Annotated in this window: 17 protein-coding genes and 3 tRNA genes; 11 read left to right on the plus strand and 9 right to left on the minus strand. The window is 56.4% G+C overall.

Annotated elements, in window-relative coordinates; genetic code table 11:
• The first annotated feature begins 46 nt into the window (after positions 1–46).
• The 11 genes from edd to R5R33_RS14220 all read left to right on the plus strand — a co-directional run bounded on the left by edd (position 47) and on the right by R5R33_RS14220 (position 15,543).
• Positions 47–1,879, plus strand: a complete 1,833-nt coding sequence (edd, locus tag R5R33_RS14170) for a phosphogluconate dehydratase (RefSeq protein ID WP_318953354.1) — start codon at positions 47–49, stop codon at positions 1,877–1,879.
• Between the two features lie 60 nt (positions 1,880–1,939).
• Positions 1,940–3,397, plus strand: a complete 1,458-nt coding sequence (zwf, locus tag R5R33_RS14175) for a glucose-6-phosphate dehydrogenase (protein ID WP_318953355.1) — start codon at positions 1,940–1,942, stop codon at positions 3,395–3,397.
• Positions 3,398–3,480: 83 nt separating this feature from the next.
• Positions 3,481–4,191, plus strand: coding sequence for a 6-phosphogluconolactonase (gene pgl, locus R5R33_RS14180; protein WP_318953356.1), 711 nt, complete (start codon positions 3,481–3,483; stop codon positions 4,189–4,191).
• A gap of 72 nt (positions 4,192–4,263) precedes the next feature.
• Complete coding sequence (locus R5R33_RS14185) at positions 4,264–4,893, plus strand: bifunctional 4-hydroxy-2-oxoglutarate aldolase/2-dehydro-3-deoxy-phosphogluconate aldolase (protein WP_318953357.1); 630 nt, start codon at positions 4,264–4,266, stop codon at positions 4,891–4,893.
• A 115-nt stretch (positions 4,894–5,008) separates the two neighbouring features.
• A complete protein-coding gene (gap, locus tag R5R33_RS14190) occupies positions 5,009–6,022 on the plus strand; it encodes a type I glyceraldehyde-3-phosphate dehydrogenase (protein ID WP_318953358.1) in 1,014 nt (337 codons plus the stop codon).
• 149 nt (positions 6,023–6,171) lie between these two features.
• Positions 6,172–7,608, plus strand: coding sequence for a pyruvate kinase (gene pyk, locus R5R33_RS14195; protein WP_318953359.1), 1,437 nt, complete (start codon positions 6,172–6,174; stop codon positions 7,606–7,608).
• A 383-nt stretch (positions 7,609–7,991) separates the two neighbouring features.
• Positions 7,992–10,535: a TonB-dependent receptor gene (locus R5R33_RS14200; RefSeq protein ID WP_318953360.1), complete on the plus strand. Its 2,544-nt coding sequence runs from the start codon at positions 7,992–7,994 to the stop codon at positions 10,533–10,535.
• Between the two features lie 117 nt (positions 10,536–10,652).
• A complete protein-coding gene (locus tag R5R33_RS14205) occupies positions 10,653–11,369 on the plus strand; it encodes a SapC family protein (protein WP_318953361.1) in 717 nt (238 codons plus the stop codon).
• A gap of 22 nt (positions 11,370–11,391) precedes the next feature.
• A complete protein-coding gene (locus R5R33_RS14210) occupies positions 11,392–12,957 on the plus strand; it encodes a tryptophan halogenase family protein (protein ID WP_318953362.1) in 1,566 nt (521 codons plus the stop codon).
• A gap of 21 nt (positions 12,958–12,978) precedes the next feature.
• Complete coding sequence (locus tag R5R33_RS14215) at positions 12,979–14,490, plus strand: tryptophan halogenase family protein (protein ID WP_318953363.1); 1,512 nt, start codon at positions 12,979–12,981, stop codon at positions 14,488–14,490.
• A 9-nt stretch (positions 14,491–14,499) separates the two neighbouring features.
• Positions 14,500–15,543 (plus strand): sulfite exporter TauE/SafE family protein, encoded by a 1,044-nt coding sequence (locus R5R33_RS14220; RefSeq protein ID WP_318953364.1) that lies wholly within the window; start codon positions 14,500–14,502, stop codon positions 15,541–15,543.
• A gap of 110 nt (positions 15,544–15,653) precedes the next feature.
• On the opposite strand, the gene R5R33_RS14225 is transcribed toward R5R33_RS14220, so the two are convergent.
• The 9 genes from R5R33_RS14225 to ispE form a co-directional block, all read right to left on the minus strand.
• A tRNA-Gln gene (locus R5R33_RS14225) sits at positions 15,654–15,728 on the minus strand.
• 37 nt (positions 15,729–15,765) lie between these two features.
• Positions 15,766–15,842, minus strand: a tRNA-Met gene (locus R5R33_RS14230).
• A 117-nt stretch (positions 15,843–15,959) separates the two neighbouring features.
• Positions 15,960–16,874: a DMT family transporter gene (locus tag R5R33_RS14235; RefSeq protein ID WP_318953365.1), complete on the minus strand. Its 915-nt coding sequence runs from the start codon at positions 16,872–16,874 to the stop codon at positions 15,960–15,962.
• 173 nt (positions 16,875–17,047) lie between these two features.
• Positions 17,048–18,139: a redox-regulated ATPase YchF gene (ychF, locus tag R5R33_RS14240; protein WP_318953366.1), complete on the minus strand. Its 1,092-nt coding sequence runs from the start codon at positions 18,137–18,139 to the stop codon at positions 17,048–17,050.
• A 64-nt stretch (positions 18,140–18,203) separates the two neighbouring features.
• A complete protein-coding gene (gene pth, locus R5R33_RS14245) occupies positions 18,204–18,803 on the minus strand; it encodes an aminoacyl-tRNA hydrolase (protein ID WP_318953367.1) in 600 nt (199 codons plus the stop codon).
• A gap of 31 nt (positions 18,804–18,834) precedes the next feature.
• On the minus strand, positions 18,835–19,458 hold the full coding sequence (locus R5R33_RS14250) for a 50S ribosomal protein L25/general stress protein Ctc (protein WP_318953368.1): 624 nt from the start codon (positions 19,456–19,458) through the stop codon (positions 18,835–18,837).
• A 193-nt stretch (positions 19,459–19,651) separates the two neighbouring features.
• Complete coding sequence (locus tag R5R33_RS14255) at positions 19,652–20,584, minus strand: ribose-phosphate pyrophosphokinase (RefSeq protein ID WP_318955742.1); 933 nt, start codon at positions 20,582–20,584, stop codon at positions 19,652–19,654.
• A gap of 341 nt (positions 20,585–20,925) precedes the next feature.
• Positions 20,926–21,000 (minus strand) — tRNA-Gln (locus R5R33_RS14260).
• Between the two features lie 12 nt (positions 21,001–21,012).
• On the minus strand, positions 21,013–21,924 hold the full coding sequence (ispE, locus tag R5R33_RS14265) for a 4-(cytidine 5'-diphospho)-2-C-methyl-D-erythritol kinase (protein WP_318953369.1): 912 nt from the start codon (positions 21,922–21,924) through the stop codon (positions 21,013–21,015).
• Between the last annotated feature and the right edge of the window lie 40 nt (positions 21,925–21,964).

Genomic DNA, 21,964 nt, shown 5'->3' on the forward strand with positions numbered 1-21,964 from the left:
GACAGCAGCGTGGGGCGAGCTGATAAAAAAACGAAGAGTTAGGCAAATGGCAAACAAAGCAGTGGTAAACAGTCAGATACAGGCGGTTACCGACCGGATTATCCGCCGCAGCGAAGAGACACGGGCCAACTACCTGGCACAGGTTGAGCGCGCCCAGGGCAAGGGGCGCGCGCGTCACAAACTGGCCTGCGGCAACCTGGCGCACGCCATGGCGGCCTCCAGCGATCATGACAAAAACCTGATCGCCTCTGGCCAGGGGCCAAACCTGGCCATCATCAATTCCTACAACGACATGCTGTCGGCACACCAGCCCTACGGTGTCTATCCGGAAATGCTCAAGGCGGAAGCCCTTCGCAATGGCGCCACTGCGCAGGTGGCCGGCGGTGTACCTGCCATGTGTGACGGTGTCACCCAGGGGCAGCCGGGCATGGAGTTGTCACTGTTTTCCCGCGATGTGATCGCCATGGCCACTGCCATTTCCCTGTCGCACGATATGTTTGACGGCGGTATGTACCTCGGTATCTGCGACAAGATCGTCCCCGGGCTGGTCATCGGCGCGCTGTCGTTCGGTCATCTTCCTGCGGTATTTATTCCTGCTGGCCCAATGCCAACTGGCCTCGCCAACGCGGAAAAAGTGCGCGTTCGCCAGCTCTATGCCGAGGGCAAGGTAGGGCGCAAGGAGCTGCTGGAAGCGGAGAGCGCCTCCTATCACAGCGCCGGCACCTGCACCTTTTACGGTACCGCCAACAGCAACCAGATGCTGGTGGAAATCATGGGCCTGCAGCTGCCGGGCAGCTCTTTTGTAAACCCGGGCACGGAGCTGCGCGATGCGTTGAACAAGGCCGCGGTAAAGCAGCTGGTGCAGATCAGTGAGCCGAGCAACTACGCCCCGATTGCAAAAATTCTCACCGAAAAAGCCTTCGTCAACGGCATTGTCGGCTTGCACGCCACCGGTGGCTCCACCAATCACACCATGCACCTGATCGCCATGGCGCGCGCCGCCGGTATCCAGATCACCTGGCAGGACATGGCGGAACTGTCCCAGGTTGTACCGCTGCTGTGCCACGTGTATCCGAACGGTACTGCGGACATCAACCACTTCGCCGCCGCCGGCGGTATGCAGTTCCTGATCCGCGAACTGCTGGGCGCAGGGCTGCTGCACGGCGATGTAAATACGGTGCTCGGTGATTCCGGCCTCGAGCCCTACACCTACGATCCGTTCCTGAACGAAGACAGGGACGGTCTGGTGTGGCGCCCGACTGCGGCAGAATCCGGCAATCCGGATGTGATCCGCCCCGCCAGCGATCCTTTCTCCGGCCACGGTGGCCTGCAGTTGCTGACCGGCAATCTGGGCAACAGTGTCATCAAGGTGTCTGCGCTGAAAACCCCGCAGCTGAAAGTGACAGCCCCGGCGGTGGTGTTCAACAGCCAGGACGACATGCTTGCCGCCTTTAAGGCCGGCGAGCTGGAAAAAGATTTTGTTGCGGTGGTGCGTTTCCAGGGGCCTCAGGCCAATGGCATGCCGGAACTGCACAAGCTGACACCGTCGCTCGGTGTGTTGCAGGACCGCGGTTTCAAGGTGGCGCTGGTCACCGATGGCCGTATGTCCGGCGCATCCGGCAAGGTGCCGGCGGCAATTCACCTTTCTCCCGAAGCGCTCGAGGGCGGAGTGATTGCAAAAATCCAGAATGGCGACCTCATCGAGTTGGATGCGGAAGCCGGCGTTCTCAAAGTCCATGTAAGTGATGAAGAACTGGCGGCGCGGCCGCTGGCAGAATGCGATTTGTCCGGCAATGCCATCGGCATGGGCCGCGATCTGTTCACCAATATGCGCAAGCTCGCGAGCGGCGCGGAAACCGGTGCAAGCATTCTTTTTTAACTGAACTCAGCGGGCCATGATTGAATCGTGAGCCCACGCAATAGTTTGAGAGCAATCACGATGGCTAATGCATTTGACATGGTACTGTTCGGTGGCGGCGGAGATCTGTCACTGCGCAAATTGATTCCCGCACTGTACCGCGCCTTTATCGAAGGCGGCCTGAATTCGGATACGCGCTTCTTCCCGGTGGTGCGCCGTCAGGAAGAAGCGGATTCCTATACCAAAACCGCCCAGCACGCACTTAAGACCCATCTGCGCGATGGCGAATACAACGAAAAAAGCTGGAAAGAATTCAGCACCATGTTGCGCGCTGTGGCCCTGGATATTTCCAAGCCCGACGACCAGTGGAACCTGCTGATCGACCTGCTCGGCGACGACACCTCGCGTACGCGCCTGTTTTACCTGGCCATTCCGCCGGCGGTATTCGGTCCCTGCTGTGAAAACCTTTCGATCAAGGGACTGATCCACGAAAACTCCCGCGTGGTGGTGGAAAAGCCACTGGGATACAACGCCAAAACCTCCGATGAAATCAACAGCAAGATTGCCGAGTATTTCCCGGAGGAGAGCATTTTCCGTATCGACCACTACCTGGGTAAGGAAACGGTCCAGAACCTGCTGGCACTGCGTTTCAGCAATGTGCTGTTCGAGCGCCTGTGGGATGCGAAAACCATTGACCATATCCAGATCAGTATTTCTGAAACCGTCGGCCTCGAAGGCCGCGCCGGCTTCTACGACGACACCGGTGCAATGCGGGACATGGTGCAGAACCACCTGCTGCAGCTGCTGTGCCTGATCACAATGGAATCGCCCAACAGCATGTCCGCGCGCAATATCCGCTCGGAAAAAATCAAGGTGCTGGAGGCGCTGCGTCCGCTGGTGGGTAAGGACGTCGACAAAAATATCGTGCGCGGCCAGTACGTTGCTGGCGGTCTGGGCAAGGAACTGGTGCCCGGTTACCTGGAAGAGCTGAAGGCGCCCAACAGCACCACCGAAACGTTTGTTGCCATTCGTGCGCATATCGACAACTGGCGCTGGACTGGTGTGCCTTTCTATCTGCGCACCGGCAAGCGCATGGAAAAACGCTGCGCGGAAATCGTGATCCAGTATCAGAAAGTATCCCACAGCGTTTACCAGCCGGAAGCCGGTGACGTTCTGCCGAACCGCCTGGTGATTCGCCTGCAGCCGGAAGAGAGTATCAAACTGGTACTGATGGCGAAAAAAATGGACAGCCTCACCATGGAACTGCAACCGGTCGAGCTGAACCTGACGCTGTCTGATACCTACGACAGCTTCAAAAGTGACGCCTACAAGCGACTGATGCTGGACGCCGCAGCGAATAATTCCGCGCTGTTTATTCATCGCGAGGAAGTGGCCGCTGCCTGGGCCTGGGTTGACCCGATCATCGACCACTGGCGCGACACCAACAACCTGCCGCAGCTGTATCGCGCAGGTACGTGGGGGCCCCAGGCTTCCAACCAGCTGCTGGCGGAAAACGGGCACCACTGGTTCAACCCCTGACCCCTGGCGTTCAACCTCTGACCGAAGGTCGGCGGAAAGAAGTTCAGCGGTAAATGGTTACAAGTAACAAACGGTCTCAAGACATGGTCGAAGAAAAATTTTTTGCAGACAGGGAAAAGCTGACCCTGGCGCTGGCGAACGAATGTGCGGCGGCATTGCACGCGGGTATCAAGGCCAACGGGCATGCGACGTTTCTGGTCAGCGGTGGCAGTTCCCCGGAGCCGGTTTACCGCGAACTGTCCCGGCGCCCGCTGCCCTGGCAACAGGTCAATGTGGCGCTGGTGGATGAGCGCTGGGTGGAGAAGGATGAGGCGGGGAGCAACCTCGCGTTCATCGCCAACAGCTTGCTGCAAAATGAGGCCGCCAAGGCGCCGTGTCTGGGGATGAAAAATGCTGCGGCGACGCCGGCTGAAGGTGAAGTGGATTGCGAGCGTGCCTATCAAGAGCTGCCGCGTCCGTTTGATGTGTGTGTGCTGGGAATGGGCAACGACGGCCACACGGCTTCATTTTTTCCGCATGCGGACGGTCTCGCAGAGGCTCTTGATCCTGCATCAGAAAAACTGTGCAAGGCCATCACCGCCAAACAGAGTACCGTGACCGGTGTGCATACAGAGCGTATGACACTCACGCTTGCCGCCATATTACAAGCGAAAGAAATCAAACTGCTGATTACCGGTGAAGAAAAACTCAAAGTCTATCGCGAAGCACTGCTGGGTGATGACGAGAACGAAATGCCGGTGCGCAGCATCCTCAAGCAGAGACTGAAGCCGGTCACTGTTTATTGGGCGCCCTGATTGGGCGCTCAGAGGGAGCTGGGCAAATATGTCAGTGAATAATTTGGATATTTAGAGTTTTAGGAATTTGCGATGCAAGAGTCTCTCGTACCCGTTTTGGAACAAGCCGGCGTAGTTCCGGTACTGGTGATCGACAATGTCAGCGAAGCGCTGCCTCTGGCACAGGCGCTGGTTGAAGGCGGTCTGAACGTCCTCGAAGTTACCTTGCGTACCGAGGCGGCGCTGGCGGCAGTGGAAGAAATCGCCAAGCACCTGCCGGACGCCCATGTTGGTACAGGCACCGTATTGAGCGCTGCAGATATTCGTCGCTCCGTGGATGCGGGAGCGACCTTCATGGTAAGCCCCGGTGCCACCGAGGCGCTGCTGGATGCAGCCGACGCTGTATCCGTACCGCTGCTGCCGGGTGCGGCAAACCCGTCCGAAGTGATGCGCCTGCTGGAGCGTGGCTATCGCTACCAGAAGTTTTTCCCCGCGGAAGCCGCCGGTGGCGTACCCATGCTGAAATCCATCGGTGGTCCGCTGGCGCAGGTGAAATTTTGCCCCACCGGCGGGGTCAGCCCGAGCAATGCCAAAGATTACCTGTCACTTTCCAATGTGGTTTGTGTAGGCGGCTCATGGATGGCAGCCCCGAAACTGGTGGCGGAGAAAAACTGGGCGGAGATTACCCGTCTGGCCAGAGAAGCCTCCCTGCTGAAGGGTTAATGCCTTCCGGCAATCGATTTATTTGAGAAGTCAGGGCGACAGCGTGCCGGGGGGGAGTACACCCGACGCTGCATACAAAAATTCATAATCTTCAAGACACATAGGGTGTAGCGATATGAAACTCAGAATTGCTATCAACGGATATGGACGCATCGGTCGCAACGTAACCCGTGCGATTTATGAATCCGGGTACAACGACCGCATCCAGCTGGTTGCTATCAACGATCTGGCGCCGGTGGAAGCCAATGCGCACCTGACCCGCTTTGACACCGTTCATGGCCGCTTCAATACCGAAGTTTCGGTCGATGGGGAAAACCTGGTTATCGGCGGCGACACCATCAAGGTTTGCCAGGAGCGCAACCCGGCGAATCTGCCCTGGGGCGAACTGAATGTGGATCTGGTGCTGGAGTGCACCGGTCTGTTCACCGATAAAGCCGCAGCCTCCCAGCACATGCAGGCTGGAGCCAAGGCGGTACTGATTTCCGCACCGTCCAAAGACGCTGACCTGACGGTGGTCTACGGTGTGAATGACAACAAACTCACCGCGGAACACAAAGTGGTATCCAACGCGTCTTGTACCACCAACTGCCTGGCGCCGGTTGCCAAGGTGCTGAACGATGCGATCGGCATCGAGCGTGGTTTCATGACGACGGTGCACGCTTACACCAATGACCAGAACACCCAGGATGCGGTACACAAGGATATCTACCGTGCACGCGCTGCCGCCGACAACATGATCCCCACCAAGACCGGCGCTGCGGCCGCGGTAGGTCTGGTACTGCCGGAGCTGCAGGGCAAGCTGGACGGCATGGCGGTACGTGTACCGGTGAACAATGTTTCTCTGGTGGATTGCCAGTTTATTGCCGGTCGCGATACCACCGCGGAAGAAATCAACGCGATCATGGCCGATGCGGCGGGCACCATCAAAGGCGGTGTACTGTCTTTCTGTGACCAGCCGCTGGTTTCTGTGGACTTCAACCACACCACCGCATCCAGCCACTTTGACGCCAACCACACTCGTGTGAATGGCAATTTGGTCAAGGTAATGGCCTGGTATGACAACGAGTGGGGCTTCTCCCACCGTATGCTCGACACCAGCCTGGCTATGGCGAAAGCCCAGGGTCTGTAATGTAACTTGATGACAGAAATGCCATCCCATCAGAGCGGGCGCAATGCCCGCTCCGGTTTCTGAATTTAGTACTTCGCTAGCGCAGTCGTTGCAGACTGCAATAAGAACAAATACGTCTCACATCCAATCGAACAACGAATACCGCAGACATGATTCGCCATACAAAAATTGTTGCCACACTCGGCCCGGGTACCGACAAGCCGCGTGTTATTGACGAGATTATCCGCGCCGGCGTGAACGTCGTGCGTCTGAATTTTTCCCACGGCAGTGCCGACGACCACCGCAAGCGTGTGTCAGAAGTGCGCCGCGCTTCTGCCGAACAGAATAGGCTGGTAGCCATTCTCGGTGACCTGCAGGGCCCGAAAATCCGCATCGCCCGTTTTGCCGCAGGCAGTATTTTTCTCGAGAACAATGCCGAGTTCACCCTCGACGCAGATTGCCCGAAAGAGGGGGGGAACCAGCAGCGCGTGGGCGTCGATTACCCGTCACTGATCGCGGACTGCAAACCGGGCAATATCCTGCTGCTGGACGACGGCAAGATTCGCCTGGAGGTAACCGGCGGTACCAACAGCAAACTGTTCTGTCGTGTACTGCAGGGCGGCAAACTGTCTAACAACAAAGGCATCAACCTGCTGGGCGGAGGTTTGTCTGCACCGGCGCTGACGGAAAAAGATTACGAAGACATCAAGCTCGCTGCAGAGTTGGATGTGGATTTCCTGGCGGTGAGTTTCCCGCGCAGTGGGGAAGATCTGGAAATTGCCCGCAAGGCGATGCGTGAAGCCGGAAGCAATGCCGCTATCGTGGCCAAGGTTGAGCGCGCCGAAGCGGTAGAAAACGACGAGCAGATGGACGATATCATCCTCGCGTCAGATGTCATCATGGTTGCCCGCGGTGACCTGGGTGTGGAGATCGGCGATGCCGCGCTGGTGGGCGTGCAGAAAAAACTGATCAATCGCGCAAATGCATTGAATCGCGGTGTGATCACTGCGACCCAGATGATGGAGTCGATGATCACCAACCCGACGCCGACGCGTGCGGAAGTCATGGATGTGGCCAATGCCGTGCTGGACGGTACGGATGCGGTGATGCTGTCCGCCGAAACTGCCGCCGGTGATTTCCCGGTCGCTGCGGTGGAGTCCATGGCGCAGATCGTCGTGGGTGCCGAGCAGTACCTCGGCTCTACCACGCGTCCTGCTCCGGCGCGTTCCGGTTCCGAGAGCATCGACACCGTGATCGCCCAGGCGGCGATCGAATCCGCCGCGCGTGTGGAGAACCTGTGTGCCGTAGCCGCGCTGACCGAGTCCGGCCGCACGCCGCGCATCATGTCCCGCGCTACCACCCAGTTGCCGATCTATGCCCTGACCCGGCATTCACAGGTGGCGCGCCAGCTGGTACTGCTGCGCGGTGTCGATCCCATCGAGTTCGATCCTGCCTCCGTACCCCTGGGCCACCTGACCGACGCCATCATCGAAGTGCTCGGTTCCCGTATCGAACTGCAGAAGGGCCAGCGAATCCTGATCACGCAGGGGGAGCGCCTGAACATGGGCGGCGGCACCAGTTCCATGCGGATTAAGGAGATCGAGTAATCTCTGCTTCCCAACTAATGAACAACACTCCCGGCCTTGGCCGGGAGTGTTGTTTCGGGGCATGGCGGAGCCTGTAATAAGAAGAGTTTCCAAACTTGTTATCCGGAAAGGTTGTACAATTTTTATCCTTTCCGGCGTCAAATATCCGAATGTTTTCTCTGTGATCTGTCACTTAAGACAGGTTGCGGCAGCGAAATCCCGCAAAATACCCAGATATTTTCCCTTTCGCGTTGTAGCTTTTTCCTCCCATTGTGTGTATTGTCGATCGTGAGAATGACAGCGCTATCATAAAACTGAATGACAGCGCTATCATTTGGCGGTACAAGGTGAATAAAAAGTTTCTAACCAAACCTTTATATCTATAAAAAAGGAAGGGGAAATCGATGCTTAAGCGCAACAAACTCGCTCTCTCGATCAGCGCAGCTGTACTGGGTGGTAGCCTCGTGGCTCCGCTGGCAGTTGCTCAGGAAGCAGCCCTGGAGGAGATTACCGTTACCGGTATTCGTGGTTCCTTGCAGGACGCTCTCAGTACCAAGCGTGACTCATATTCTATTGTCGACGCGATCTCTTCAGAGGATATCGGCAAATTCCCGGACAAAAACGTTGCAGAATCTCTGCAGCGCGTGCCCGGTGTGACCATCCAGCGCCAGTTCGGCGAGGGTGCGGCCGTTTCTATTCGTGGTGCTGGTAACGACCTGACTCTGACCACCCTGAATGGCCAGAATGTTGCGTCTACCGGCTGGTTCGTTCTGGAACCCGCGAAGCGCAGCTTCAACTATGAACTGCTGCCCTCTGAACTGGTTGGTGACATTGAAGTTTACAAGGCCTCTCAGGCTGACCTCGCCGAGGGTGGCGTAGGTGGTACCGTCATTATCAACACCCGCAAGCCGCTGGAGCTGGATGCCCTGACTCTGCGCGCTTCCGTTGAAGCCTCCCAGCAGTCTGATTCCGACTCCACTGACCCGCAATTCTCTGGTCTTGCGAGCTGGAAAAATGATTCTGAAACCTTCGGTGTTCTGGTTTCTGCAGTATCTCAAGAGCGTCTGTTGCAGCGTCAGGGTAGTGAAGCATTTTGGGAGTGGGGCGCCGGCCCCGTAGCGTTCGAGCAGGAGCGTAAGCGCTCTGCCATTAACGCCACCTTCCAGTACCAGCCGACTGAAAACCTCGATATCGTCCTGAACGCTATCGATATGAAAATGGAAGCGGATAACACCAACTACGCGCTGTGGCTGACTCAGGGCAACTGTGGATGGTGTGGTGTTGACGTTGATCCGGAAGATCAGATCAATGGAACCACTGCACGCGGGCCGCTCAACGTAGCTTACCTGCAGGCTCGTCCGCGCGAAGCGACCATGAACTCCGACGTTGTCGACCTGTCTGTAGCTTACACTGGCGAAGGCTACGAGCTGAGCTTCCAGGCTGGCTCCACAACCTCCACCGGTGGTACCGACTTCGAAATGGTTGTCGACGATGGCTCTGGCGGCTTTGCCCTGGATGGTGCCTCTTACGACTTTATGAATGGCGGCCAGACTTGGGATCTGAATGGTTTCGACCTCGGTAGTTACGACCCGGGTTCACTGGCAATGGGTACCGGTGCGAATTTCAACGCGACTCCCAAGACCGACGAAGAAGCTTACTTCCAGGCAGACCTTGAGTTTGACGTTGAGTTTGGTGCGGTTAACTCTATCAAGACTGGTATCAAAACTGCTGACCATAATTCGACCAGCCGTCGCTTCGTGTTCACTCAAGCGGACGATTTCAATCCGGTAATCTCCACCGATGGCATCCTGAACGGCACTATTGAAGCCGGTGCTGGAAACTATGAGATCCCGAAACTGGACGACGACGCTCTGAAAGCCTGGGCGAAGTCATCCATTACCGGAAAAGTAGAGGACCTGGGTTCCTACAGTGAGATTGACGAGACCAACTCTTCAATCTATGTAATGGCGACCTACGAGCTCGGTGATGCACGCGGTAACTTCGGTGTTCGTTATGTAACTACCGATGCGACTTCTACCTACTACATCGACGGCGTAAGAACCGAAACTGATGCGGATTACTCTGTCGCTCTGCCGAGCTTCAACCTGGCATACAGCCTGAGTGACGATGTTATCGTGCGTGCGGCGGCTGCGAAGGTAATGGCACGTCCGCAGTATGTGGATATGTACGTTAACCCGAGCCCCATTGGTGCGAACGACGAAATCGATAACAACCAGTATTGGGTTGTTGGTAACATCGGCCTGGAGCCGTTCCTCGCCAATCAATTCGATCTTGGTGTTGAATACTACTTCGCTGAAGGTTCTCTGGTTTCCGCTGGTGTTTTCTACAAAGACGTAAGCAACTTTGTAACTATCAGTGAGTACAGTGCTGCCGCTAGTGAGATTCCGTTTGAGCTGCCCGAGAGTGAAGCGGCCTTCGGCTGGCTGGTTCAGGAAAAAGACAACGGCCAAAGCGCGGACATTACCGGTATCGAACTGGGCTACCAGCAAGACTTCGGTAACGGCTTTGGTGCAATTGTGAACTACACCTGGACCGACACCGACACCGACAAGGCAACCTTCACCGATGGTAACCCGTTCCTGAGCGATAGCTCCGAGAACGTGTACAACTTGACCGGTTACTATGAGAACAACATGTTCTCCGCCCGTATCGCCTACAACTGGCGTAGTGAGTACATGATCCGCGAGTCCGGTTCTTACGGTAACCGCCTGCACGACGACTTCGGAAGTCTGGATCTGAGTGCGGTTTGGTATGCAACCGAAAACCTGGATGTTAAGCTCGACGTGAATAACCTGCTGGCGGAAGAGTCTGTTCAGATTGGTAACAACGCTGAACCGGCACCCGGAACTGGTTTTACCTCCGGCTTCCCGCTGTATGAGTACGAAACTGCGCGTCGCATCAACATTGGAGCTTCTTACAAGTTCTGATAGCGAAATGATTGCGTGATGTACCGGAAAAAGGGAAGTTTTTGCTTCCCTTTTTTCGTATGAAAAATATACTAGGCGGGTTTCTCTAGAATAACTTCAAATTAAATAAGGTGTTGTATGGCCACAGTAGAAGCCCCAAAAATCGTTCCATTGCGTAGTGATGTTCACGGCAAACTGAAAGTTCGTGAGCTGGGGACCTTTGAGCACGTCAAGAACGCACACATGCTGCCCGTTACTGCGCATGAATTTGCTAGTCTGGGTGCAGAATACCCGATCGTTTTTGTCAAGAATTCTGAGACTGGTCAGTTCCAATCTGTTGCACTGCTGGGCCTGAAAGTAGGCGAAAACCTGTTCGTTGATGGCGAAAAGTGGAAAGGTGTTTTCGTTCCTGGCGCCGTACGCAATCATCCTTTTGTCCTCGCACCCGCGGGTGAGAACAAGGACCGCCTGATGGTGGGCCTGATTGAAAACAGCCCTGTTGTGGGTGAGGAAGAGGGCAATGCCCTGTTCACCGACGCTGGTGAAGAAACCGAGTACCTGAAGGCCAAGAAGGAAGCCCTGGTTGGTTACCTGGAAAGCGACCAGATGACCAAGGCCTTCATCACCATTTTGGCCGAGAAAGATCTGCTGACCACCCAGAACGTTGCTATCAACGCTGGTGAGGAAAAGATCAACCTGAGCGGCATCTACATGGTGGATGAGAAGAAGCTGGGTGAAATGAGCGAAGAAGACTTCGCGGATTTCCGTAAGCGTGGTTTCCTTGCTCCGCTGTACGCGCAGCTGGGCTCCATGCATCAGTTTTCCCGTCTGGCCAAAATGCAGGCTGGTGCCTGATCGTTGAATCCTGTCCGTTATTATGACTATCGATTGCGGTGATCAAATCAAGCGTGTTTTGGTAGTCGGGGGTGGCACAGCTGGCTGGTTGTCGGCGTGCCACCTTGCCAAAAAACTTGGCGCGTCTTCGTCTGCTGGTGTTCAAGTAACACTGGTAGAGTCTGAAAATATCCCCACTATTGGTGTCGGTGAAGGCACTGTTCCTGCCATTAGGGAATCACTCCGTTACCTCGGAATTAGTGAAACCGAGTTTGTGCGTGAATGTGACGTCACGTTCAAGCAGGGCATAAAATTTGCGCACTGGGTTCGCCCTTCTGGATCTCCTGGTCCAGAGTTTTATCACCATGTTTTTGACTATCCCGATTGCCGCGTGGGCGATCTGACCTCGCGTTGGCTGCAAATGGATAGTGATCGCAGTTACGTTGATGCCGTGTCCGTACAGGGAGTGATCTGCGATAGGGGGCTTGGCCCAAAAGATATGACGGTGCCTGAATACGAAGGTATCGTGAGCTATGCCTATCACTTAGACGCTGCGAAGTTCGCCAGGCTGTTAACCCGTCATGGTGTGGAAAGGCTTGGTGTGCGGCATGTGCTTGCGGACGTGCAGCAAGTCAGTCGTGACGATTCTGGCGATATCGTTTCTGTCTCTACTGTAGCCGGGGAAAAGATAGAGGCGGATCTGTTTGTAGACTGTACCGGGTTCGCCGCATTGCTGCTTGGCGAGTCCATGGGGGTACGGTTTGTCGACAAACGCCACATTCTCTTTGCAGATCACGCATTGGCCGCTCAACTGCCGTATGCCGAAAAAGATACGCCGATCCCGAGTTTTACTATATCGACAGCTCAGGAAAGCGGCTGGACCTGGGATATCGGTCTATCGGAAAGACGTGGCACGGGCTATGTATATTCCAGTGCCCATACGGACCATGATCGCGCTGAAACCGTATTTCGTCAGTATCTGGGGGATGATGCTGGAAAGTTAAACGTCCGGAAAATCCCCATGCGCGTTGGGCACAGGGAAACCTACTGGAAAAACAACTGTGTGGCTATTGGCCTGTCTCAGGGCTTTGTGGAGCCATTAGAGGCCACAGGAATATTGGTTTACGACGCAACCGCGCGGATGTTGGCAGACACTTTTCCTGCCTCTCGCTCGGTGATGCCTATTGTGGCCCGACAATTTAATCGAGCCGTTCAGTACGCCTGGGATCGCGTAATTGACTTCATCAAGTTACATTACTGTATAAGCCAGCGCAGGGATCACCCTTTTTGGGTCGACAATTGCCTGGAGTCGTCAATTCCAGAGACACTGCAAGAAAAGCTGCAGTTGTGGAAATTTCAACCTCCCAGCGCGTATGAGTTTCCGAGCAAATTGGAAATATTCAATCTGGCAAATTACCAATACGTTCTGTACGGCATGGAATTTAAAACAGATATCAATCCTATGGTTTCCGGGCGTTACCCGACAATGCCGGATGCCTTGGGCAGAATAAAAGAAATAGCGAATTTTTCCGATCAGTTGCTCGGTAGGCTACCCGGCCATCGTGCCTTGATTGATAAAATAAAAATGTACGGTTTGCAAAAAATTTAGAACGTTATGCAGTCTCACGCCATGAAAGTATTGAATGTTGTAGGTGGGGGTAGCGCCGGTTGGATGACCGCAATCTACTTGAATCGCTATTTCAATCGAGAGGCGCAAAACTTTCATATCAATGTCATCGAGAGCCCTGATATAGGGATCATTGGTGTTGGTGAGGCAACCGTCCACAGTATTCGTTTTTTCTTTGGGGCAATGGGGCTTGATGAAGCCGAACTGATGGCGGAGACCAACGCGACCATAAAGTCTGGCATCATGTTCCGTAATTGGATGAAGCCTGTCGATGGTGAAGTCCATGAATATTTTCATCCATTTGACCAGCAGCAGCCTGGTGGTTCCGTAGATATTTCTAGCGCTTGGTTTGTTGGTGAGCGTCATGCGAGGGAGCGTTACGACGAGGGTGTGAGTCTCAACTCCCACTTGATCAAGTGGGGACATTGCCCAAAAAACATTTCTTCACCTCAATATCAGGCTGTAGCTCCTTATGGATACCACCTGGATGCAACGCTATTGGCGCGGTTTCTGCGGCGCAAAGCGGTTGAACAGGGCGTTCGACATATAGAAGCGACAGTTACCGATGTGGACGTCGTTTCCGGGAAAATTCTATCGGTGGACACGGATCAGGGGCGCATTGCCGGTGACTTTTTTATTGATTGCACCGGGTTTCGTGGGCTTTTGATAGAAAAGTTACAGAGGGATAACTGGATATCTTTCCGGGATGTTCTTCCGTGCGACAAGGCTGTGGCGATTCAGCGAGATTTACCGGAGGGTGAAACGCCTCGCCCATTTACCGTGGCTACAGCGCTTTCCAGTGGCTGGGCTTGGCAAATTGACCTGGTGAACCGGCAGGGAAGTGGATATGTCTACGACAGCGAGCGACTGTCGCCCGAAGAAGCGGAAAGCGAGCTAAGGGCGTTCCTGGGTGCTGAGTCCAGTGTAATCAAATGCTCACATCTGGATATGAACGTCGGCTGCCGACAGAGTGCCTGGGTTGGAAATTGCGTAGCGATAGGGTTGTCGGGCGGATTTATTGAACCCCTGGAATCCACAGGCTTGCATATGATTCACCTCGGGGTTGGTCAGCTGGCGACGCATTTGGCTGGGGACGATGGCAGCGCTGAGTTACGCGATTCCTATAACGAGAAAATGCGCGGCTTTTATCAGGATCTCAAACAATTCATAGTGCTTCACTACTGCTTATCCAATCGGGACGACAGTGATTTTTGGCGGGGAGCACCTGCTTCACTGGATGGGTGTGCCTGGCTGAAATCCAAGCTCCCTCTTTGGAAACGTAAAATCTGTGAATATCAGGATTTTGCCGGCAGCTATGCGAGTATTTTTACCGATACCAATTATCGCTACGTCCTGTATGGGATGCAGCATTATCCGTCACCGCGTTTTGCAATGTCAGAGAATGAAGTTGGCGCGATTTTCTCGCGTTTTTCCCAGCTTCTGAGCAGGGCAAAATCCGGAACTATGGATCACGAGGAATTTCTTCGGACCGTACACGCCAAAGCTCGAGGTTGAGTGGTTTCCATGAAGCACTTGATGGCGCGATATGCCCTCTGGCTGATCTGGTTGTGTGGCTTTTACGGTTGTTGGGCCTTGTATGTGGTGGGTGCGAGCTTATGGCCGGTAGTCGTCGAGCACTGGCCCATGGCAGCCTCCATGGCGTTTGGCAGTTACGCCGCGGGTTCCACCCCAATGGGCGGCGGTACCGTCGGTTTTCCCATTCTCGTACTTCTTTTCGATATGCCGGCAAGTCTCGGCCGGGATTTCAGTTTTGCGGTGCAGTCCATTGGCATGGTCAGTGCCAGCATCTTTATTTTTTGCAGGCGCCAACTGCTGGCGTGGGCCATGCTCCGCGGCGCTTTGCTCGGCAGCCTGTTTGCGACGCCTTTGGGTATCCTGTTTTTTGCGCCACTGGTGCCGGAACTATGGGTAAAGCTGGTGTTTGCCGTGATCTGGGGCAGTTTCGGGGTTTTGCACCTGTACCGCCTGCGGGAAATTACCTCCCACGAGCATGGGGGGGATCCGCGCTGCCCGAAAGATTTTCGGGTGGGGCTGATGTTGGGAGCTGTGGCTGGCTTTGCTGTGGTGTCGGTAACCGGGGTCGGAATCGACATGGTGGTCTATGCGGCGCTGGTGTTGTTGAGCCGTGTGGACCTGAAGGTGGCAATTCCCACATCGGTTGTGATCATGGCGTTTTCATCCGTAGTGGGTGTAGTAGTGAAAACTCTCGCGGGTGACTGGCAGCCGGGGGTGTTCGGTAACTGGCTGGCCGCAGCGCCTGTGGTCGCCCTGGGGGCACCCCTGGGGGTGTTCGTGGTTGCGCTGGTGGGGCGCACGCCGACCCTGCTTGTGGTGGCGCTGCTGTGCGTCGTGCAGTTTGTGTGGACCTGTGCCTCCGAGTGGCAGCTGTTGGGCGTGGCTGGCACCGTAGTGGCCTTGCTCTCGGTGCTCTTTTGTCTTGGTGGTTTCGAATTGCTGCGTTCGCTGGGGCTGCGCAGAGCGCGTATTCGTGCCGGCGATACAGAGGTGCATGGTGCCCCCGCCTATACACGGGATCAAATGGCGTAGCGGGGGGATGTTAAGAAATCCTGGGGAAGGGGAATTGTTTGCCGCTGGGCGCAGGCGCAAGAGTCGGAAATAAAAAAGGCGATCCCGCAAAGGATCGCCTTCTCTATATATGGCAGGGGCGGAAGGATTCGAACCTTCGCATGACGGGATCAAAACCCGCTGCCTTACCGCTTGGCTACGCCCCTGTAAGGCTGCTGCGAGCGCTGTCTCGCAGAAGTAAAGTGGTAGCAAGGGCGAGACTTGAACTCGCGACCTCAGCATTATGAGTGCTGCGCTCTAACCAGCTGAGCTACCTTGCCACAAACAAACTCGGCTAACCGAGGCCGCGAATAATAGGGAGATGGATTGGGTGTGTCAACACTATTTTTACTAAATTAATCAGTGGCTTAGCGCGCGCTGGGTATTTTCGGCGCCAATCAGCGGCCGCGACCGATAGCAGCCAGCAATGAGCCCAGGACCACGGTAAACGCACCCAGCCAGCTGATCCAGTTCATCGGTTCCACCTCTATGTAATCGGGCCACAGGGCGCTGATAACGCTGCTGAGGGCCAGTGTCATCAGGGGAATCAGGGCCAGGGTGGCACTGACCCGGGACGCCTCCCAGGAGGCCATGGCCTTGGCGAAGGCGCCGTAGGCAATCAGGGTGTTTGCGGTGAGAAACAGCAGCAGGCCCCAGCCCAGAGTGTCCAGCTGGAGGGCGACAGCGGGTTTGGCCACCGGCAGGAAGCACAGGGTGCCGGCGATGTAGATCAGTGTGAGCAGGTTGTGGGGGCGGGACTGGGCCACGATCTTTTTCTGGAACAGGCCGTAAACCGCCCAGGTCAGCGCGGCAAATACCACGAGCCCGACGCCGTACAGGTACTGGCGATCCTCACCGCTGACCAGCTCCTGGATGCGCAGGTTGAAAAACAGCGAAAAACCAATGCAGACCAGAAGCACTCCTGTCCACTGTCGCGGTGAGAATCGCTCTCCCAGCCAGATTACGCTGAATACCAGCAGTAACAGGGGCGCGAGTTGAATGAGTACCTGCAGCGCTCCTGCGGTAATGTAATTGAGGCCGGTGGCGTAGGCGATATAGTTCGCGAGTAGCCCGCCCACTGCCAGTATCGTGTAAGGCAGCAGTTTGCCGCGAAAGAGTTGCCCGAGTTCCAGCTCCCGCTTCCAGCTGTAATAGGCGACGGCAAACAGTGCTGCGCCAAAAAAGCGGTACCAGGTGATGGTGGTGGAGTCCATGTCGGCGATCAGGCCCTTCATGGCGATGGGCAGCAGAGCCCACAAAAATGCGGTGGTCAGCGCAAGGGGCAGGCCGACTCTCCAGTTGGATGGGTACATGACAACCTGTGGTGTTGTTGTAAAGGCCTAGTCGTGAAGACGTAAGTGTGAAGTCTGGTGACGACGGAGGTGCCGCAAAATTTGCTGGCGGAATTCGCCTTGGCTTGCGCAGGGCTCTTTGGGAGCCCTGCGCAGCAGGCCCGGGTTCGGGCCGAAGAGGAAGGAATCGGGGATCAGACGTTGAAGCGGAAGTGCACCACGTCGCCGTCTACCACCACGTATTCTTTGCCTTCCAGGCGCCATTTGCCGGCCTCTTTGGCGCCAGCCTCGCCCTTGTGGGCGACAAAATCGTTGTAGCTGATCACTTCCGCACGAATGAAGCCCTTTTCGAAATCCGTGTGGATCTTGCCCGCCGCCTGCGGTGCGGTAGCGCCCTGGGGGATGGTCCAGGCGCGCACTTCCTTCACACCCGCGGTGAAGTAGGTGTGCAGGCCGAGCAGTTGGTAGCCGGCGCGGATTACGCGGTTAAGACCGGGCTCTTCCATTCCCAGGCCTTCCAGGAATTCCAGTTTCTCGTCGTCGTCCAGTTCGGCGATTTCGGATTCCAGCTTGTTGCAGATGGGTACCAATACGGCATTTTCTTGTGCGGCGATGGCGGCCACTGCATCCAGGTGCGGGTTGTTCTCGAAGCCGTCTTCATCCACGTTGGCGATATACATGGTGGGCTTGATGGTGAGCAGGCTCAGCTCGCGCAGATCGGCCAGTTCTTCACTGCTCAGGCCGAAAGAGCGCAGCGGCTTGGCTTCGTTCAGGTGCGGCTGGATCTTCTCCAGCAGCGCTTTCATGCGGATGGCTTGCTTGTCCTGGCCCTTGGCGGCGCGGCTGTAGCGCTGCAGTGCCTTCTCCACGGTATCCAGGTCTGCCAATGCCAGTTCGGTGTTGATCACCTCGATATCTGCCACCGGGTGTACACGGTTGGCCACGTGGATCACATTGTCGTTTTCGAAGCAGCGCACCACGTGGGCAATGGCGTCGGTCTCGCGGATGTTGGCGAGGAACTTGTTGCCGAGGCCTTCACCCTTGGAGGCACCGGCTACGAGACCGGCGATATCGGTGAATTCCATGGTGGTGGGGATCACTTTCTGCGGCTTGACGATCTCCGCCAGCTTGTCGAGGCGCGGGTCCGGTACCGGCACAATACCCGCATTAGGCTCGATGGTGCAGAACGGGAAATTCTCCGCGTCGATGCCCGCTTTGGTCAGGGCATTGAACAGGGTGGATTTGCCCACGTTGGGCAGGCCGACGATGCCGCAAGTAAAACCCATGGTCTGAATCCTGTGGTGGTTTGGGGTGCCGGTAGGTGCACCGCCATTTTAAAAGGGAAAGCTGTTATTTGGCGCTGGTGTGCAGTGTCTTCATTGCCCCGTTCCAGTCGCCACTGGCAGCGGTGGGCATGACATCCACCGCGCGGTCGATGGCCTCGGCCAGTTGATCCTGTTCGGTGCGGGGCGCGCGCTGCAAAACATAATTGGCCACATCGCGGGCGCTGCCCGGGTGGTCGATGCCGAGGCGCAGGCGCATGAAATCGCGATTGTTGCCGAGCGCAGAGATGATATCGCGCAGGCCATTGTGTCCCCCGTGTCCGCCGCCACTTTTCAGGCGCACGGTGCCGCAAGGGAGGTCCAGCTCATCGTGAGCGACCAGAATGGCCTCGGCGGGGATCTTGAAGAAATTCGCCAACGGGCCCACTGCCTGGCCGCTGCGATTCATATAGGTGGTTGGAATCAGCAGGCGGATTTCCTGGCCGCCGATCCGCACACGGCCGGAGATACCGTGATATTTGCTGTCTGGCGCGAGCTGGGCACCGTGGATACGGGCCAGCTCGGCGACAAAGTCGGCCCCGGCATTGTGCCGCGTCCGGTCGTATTCGGGGCCTGGGTTACCCAGGCCCACGATTAACTGGATAGGCGTGTCCGGAGCCTTGCTCAAGGTACTGTTACCTTAATCGTTGCCGACGGGATTACTCGCCGGACTCTTCGCCTTCCGCTGCAGCAGCTTCGATAGCGCCGCGCGGTTTGTGCACGGAAGCAACGAGCAGGTCGTGGTCAGCACCGTGGGACAGGTCTACAGACTCAACGCCAGCCGGCAGTTTGATGTCGGAGATGTGGATGTTGCCATCCAGTTCCAGGTTGGCCAGGTCCACTTCGATGAACTCGGGCAGCTTGGCAGCAGGAGCGCTTACTTCCAGTTCGGTCAGGGTGTGGGAAACGATGCCGCCGGCCTTAACGCCTTTGCACTTGTCTTCGTTCAGGAAGTGAACAGGCACTTTCACGTGAACTTTGGTGTCGGCGGAAACGCGCTGGAAGTCAATGTGCAGCAGGATGGCTTTGGCCGGGTGACGCTGCAGGTCGCGCAGGATCACGGTCTCTTCCTTGCCGTCTACGTTCAGGGTCAGAACGGAGGAGAAAACAGCTTCGTTTTCCAGAGCCTTGAACATGTCTTTCTGCAGCAGAGCGATGTTTTGCGGCTCGGCGTTGCCACCGTAAACGATGGCCGGAACTTTGGATTCCTCACGACGCAGGCGGCGGCTCGCACCTTTCCCTTCGTCGTTGCGGACGTTGGCGTTCAATTTGAATTCAGACATGGGGTAAACCTCGGGTTGTCTGTCCAGAAGGACCTGCGACCGGAACCCTCTGGGATTGCTATAAAATGGGCAAAATCTATTGATAGGCCCAATAGTAAACGCCCGGCAGTGCCGGGCGGGCGCGTATTCTAAGGGGAAGCGCCGGGGATTGCCAGCGCTAAAAGGCGGCCGCTTAAGCCTCAGGGGCGCAATGTCAGGAGCGGAACATCGCCGACAAGGATTCTTCGTTGCTGATGCGGCGCATGGATTCGGCCAGCATGGCGGACAGGGTCAGTTGGCGAATTTTCGGCGCTTTTTCCATCTTGTCGCCCAGCGGAATGGAGTCGGTGACTACCAGTTCATCGAGGACGGAGTTGTTCAGGTTTTCGATCGCCTTGCCGGAGAGTACCGGGTGGGTACAGTAGGCCACCACCTTCATGGCGCCGTGCTCTTTCAGGGCGTTGGCCGCATTGCACAGGGTGCCGGCGGTATCCACCATGTCGTCCACCAGCAGGCAGGTGCGGCCGCTGATCTCGCCGATGATGTTCATCACTTCGGCCACATTCGCCGCGGGGCGGCGCTTGTCGATGATCGCCAGGTCGCAATCCAGGCTCTTCGCCACCGCGCGCGCGCGCACCACGCCGCCGATATCCGGGGATACCACCACCAGGTTTTCATATTTCTGGCGCTCGATATCGTCCAGCAGTACGGAAGAGCCGTAGACGTTGTCTACCGGCACATCAAAGAAGCCCTGGATCTGCTCGGCGTGCAGGTCAACGGTCAGAACGCGGTCGATACCAACGCTCACCATCATGTCGGCAACCACCTTGGCAGAAATAGGTACGCGCTGGGAGCGAACGCGGCGGTCCTGGCGGGCGTAGCCGAAGTAGGGCACCACGGCAGTGATGCGGCCGGCAGAGGCGCGGCGCAGTGCGTCAACCAGCAGGATCAGTTCCATCAGGTTGCGGTTGGTGGGCTGGCAGGTGGACTGCACCACGAACACATCGCGGCCGCGCACGTTGTCGGTGATCTCAACCGCGATCTCGCCATCGGAGAAGCGCTTGACCACTGCTTCTCCCAGCGGAATCGCCATATGGTCAACAATCTTTTGTGCCAGTTCCGGGTTTGCGTTGCCGGTGAAGACCATTAAGTCAGCCACTGCGAGTACCTTTTTCGTTGGTAGTAGAAGATAGTAGTGAAATTCAGGTGAGTTGCGGAGCGGGAACTGCTTGCAGGATAGTGTGATGCCGTTTCATTGGGCGACCATTGGATGCAAGTTTTGATTTGTGGCGAGCTGCCAATTTGTTCCGGCGGGGCCGGAGGCTCCGTAAGCGTCCCGGATGGGGTGGGATGCTAAAAAAAGGAAATGGCAGGGGCGGAAGGATTAGCTTCGCCTGCGTCTCGCTGGTCTCCGCTGGCATTGCCAGCTCCGGCTCGAACCTTTCAGGCTGCTCTGCTTTCGCTAAATTTACTGCCAATCTGAAAATATGGCAGGGGCGGAAGGATTCGAACCTTCGCATGACGGGATCAAAACCCGCTGCCTTACCGCTTGGCTACGCCCCTGCAATGCTGCAGCTAATCCGTCTGGACCGATGCTGCAAATTTCGCGAGTTGCCGGTAGGTGGGTGATATATCCACGCCCTCGGCAACAAAACCTCTCAGGCCCGTGGGCCGCTCCGCAAGCACTTTTTGTGCTGCCGTTTCTGATTCGAAGCCGGCAAACACGCAGGCGCCGGTTCCCGTCAGAAAAGCCTGTCCGTGCTGTGTAAGCCATTGTCTGGCGCGGCGCACTTCCGGGTAGAGGTTCTCGACCAGTGGCTGAAAATCATTGCCCGAATATTCATCGAGCCAGAGTGTGTCCAGCCGCCTGTCGCGAAGGGCCGCTAATGTAATTGCGGCGGAATCTCTTGTCAAACGCGGATCGGAAAATAATTTTCCGGTGCTCACGTGGCAGTCGGGCACGACTACCAGATACCAGTGGGGTGCGATGGATACGGGGGTCAGGCATTCGCCGACACCTTCGGCAAAAGCGGAGTGGCCGCGAACGAATACCGGTACATCGGCCCCCAGTTGTCGGCCAAGTTCAGCGAGGGTGTCGATGTCTAACCCACAGCGCCAGAGAGCATTCAATCCCAGCAGAGTTGTCGCCGCATCGCTGCTGCCGCCACCCACGCCGCCGCCGGCGGGAAGGATTTTTTTTACCGAAATGCGTGCGCCCAGGGTTTTGTTGTCGCAGGTGTGTTTGATCAGTTGCGCTGCGCGGTAAATTAGATTGTGTTGCGGGGCGACGTCTACGCCCGGGCAATCCAGATCGACGGTGTCGCCGTCAGTGGCGGTAAAAGTCAAGGTGTCGCCGTAGTCCAGCAGCTGAAAGACCGTCTGCAACTCGTGATAACCGTCGGCCCGGCGGCCAAGAATCCGCAGCATCAGGTTCAGTTTGGCGGGAGCGCTCAGGGTCAGGGTTTCGTGAGGAGCGGGGGCGTTCATTGTGTTGCTGGGGGCGCTTCGGCTGCAAAACGGGCGGCCA

The sequence above is a fragment of the Microbulbifer pacificus genome, from assembly GCF_033723955.1.
In the GTDB taxonomy this organism is placed as follows: domain Bacteria; phylum Pseudomonadota; class Gammaproteobacteria; order Pseudomonadales; family Cellvibrionaceae; genus Microbulbifer; species Microbulbifer pacificus.

What these genes read in the sequence shown, in the direction of transcription:
- R5R33_RS14220 (WP_318953364.1), top strand. Translation starts at nt 14,500, where the DNA reads ATGAAGCACTTGATGGCGCGATATGCCCTCTGGCTGATCTGGTTGTGT.
- R5R33_RS14205 (WP_318953361.1), top strand. Translation starts at nt 10,653, where the DNA reads ATGGCCACAGTAGAAGCCCCAAAAATCGTTCCATTGCGTAGTGATGTT.
- R5R33_RS14200 (WP_318953360.1), top strand. Translation starts at nt 7,992, where the DNA reads ATGCTTAAGCGCAACAAACTCGCTCTCTCGATCAGCGCAGCTGTACTG.
- edd (WP_318953354.1), top strand. Translation starts at nt 47, where the DNA reads ATGGCAAACAAAGCAGTGGTAAACAGTCAGATACAGGCGGTTACCGAC.
- ispE (WP_318953369.1), bottom strand. Translation starts at nt 21,924, where the DNA reads ATGAACGCCCCCGCTCCTCACGAAACCCTGACCCTGAGCGCTCCCGCC.
- pyk (WP_318953359.1), top strand. Translation starts at nt 6,172, where the DNA reads ATGATTCGCCATACAAAAATTGTTGCCACACTCGGCCCGGGTACCGAC.
- R5R33_RS14215 (WP_318953363.1), top strand. Translation starts at nt 12,979, where the DNA reads ATGAAAGTATTGAATGTTGTAGGTGGGGGTAGCGCCGGTTGGATGACC.
- R5R33_RS14255 (WP_318955742.1), bottom strand. Translation starts at nt 20,584, where the DNA reads ATGGTCTTCACCGGCAACGCAAACCCGGAACTGGCACAAAAGATTGTT.
- pgl (WP_318953356.1), top strand. Translation starts at nt 3,481, where the DNA reads ATGGTCGAAGAAAAATTTTTTGCAGACAGGGAAAAGCTGACCCTGGCG.
- ychF (WP_318953366.1), bottom strand. Translation starts at nt 18,139, where the DNA reads ATGGGTTTTACTTGCGGCATCGTCGGCCTGCCCAACGTGGGCAAATCC.
- R5R33_RS14235 (WP_318953365.1), bottom strand. Translation starts at nt 16,874, where the DNA reads ATGTACCCATCCAACTGGAGAGTCGGCCTGCCCCTTGCGCTGACCACC.
- R5R33_RS14250 (WP_318953368.1), bottom strand. Translation starts at nt 19,458, where the DNA reads ATGTCTGAATTCAAATTGAACGCCAACGTCCGCAACGACGAAGGGAAA.
- R5R33_RS14210 (WP_318953362.1), top strand. Translation starts at nt 11,392, where the DNA reads ATGACTATCGATTGCGGTGATCAAATCAAGCGTGTTTTGGTAGTCGGG.
- R5R33_RS14185 (WP_318953357.1), top strand. Translation starts at nt 4,264, where the DNA reads ATGCAAGAGTCTCTCGTACCCGTTTTGGAACAAGCCGGCGTAGTTCCG.
- gap (WP_318953358.1), top strand. Translation starts at nt 5,009, where the DNA reads ATGAAACTCAGAATTGCTATCAACGGATATGGACGCATCGGTCGCAAC.
- zwf (WP_318953355.1), top strand. Translation starts at nt 1,940, where the DNA reads ATGGCTAATGCATTTGACATGGTACTGTTCGGTGGCGGCGGAGATCTG.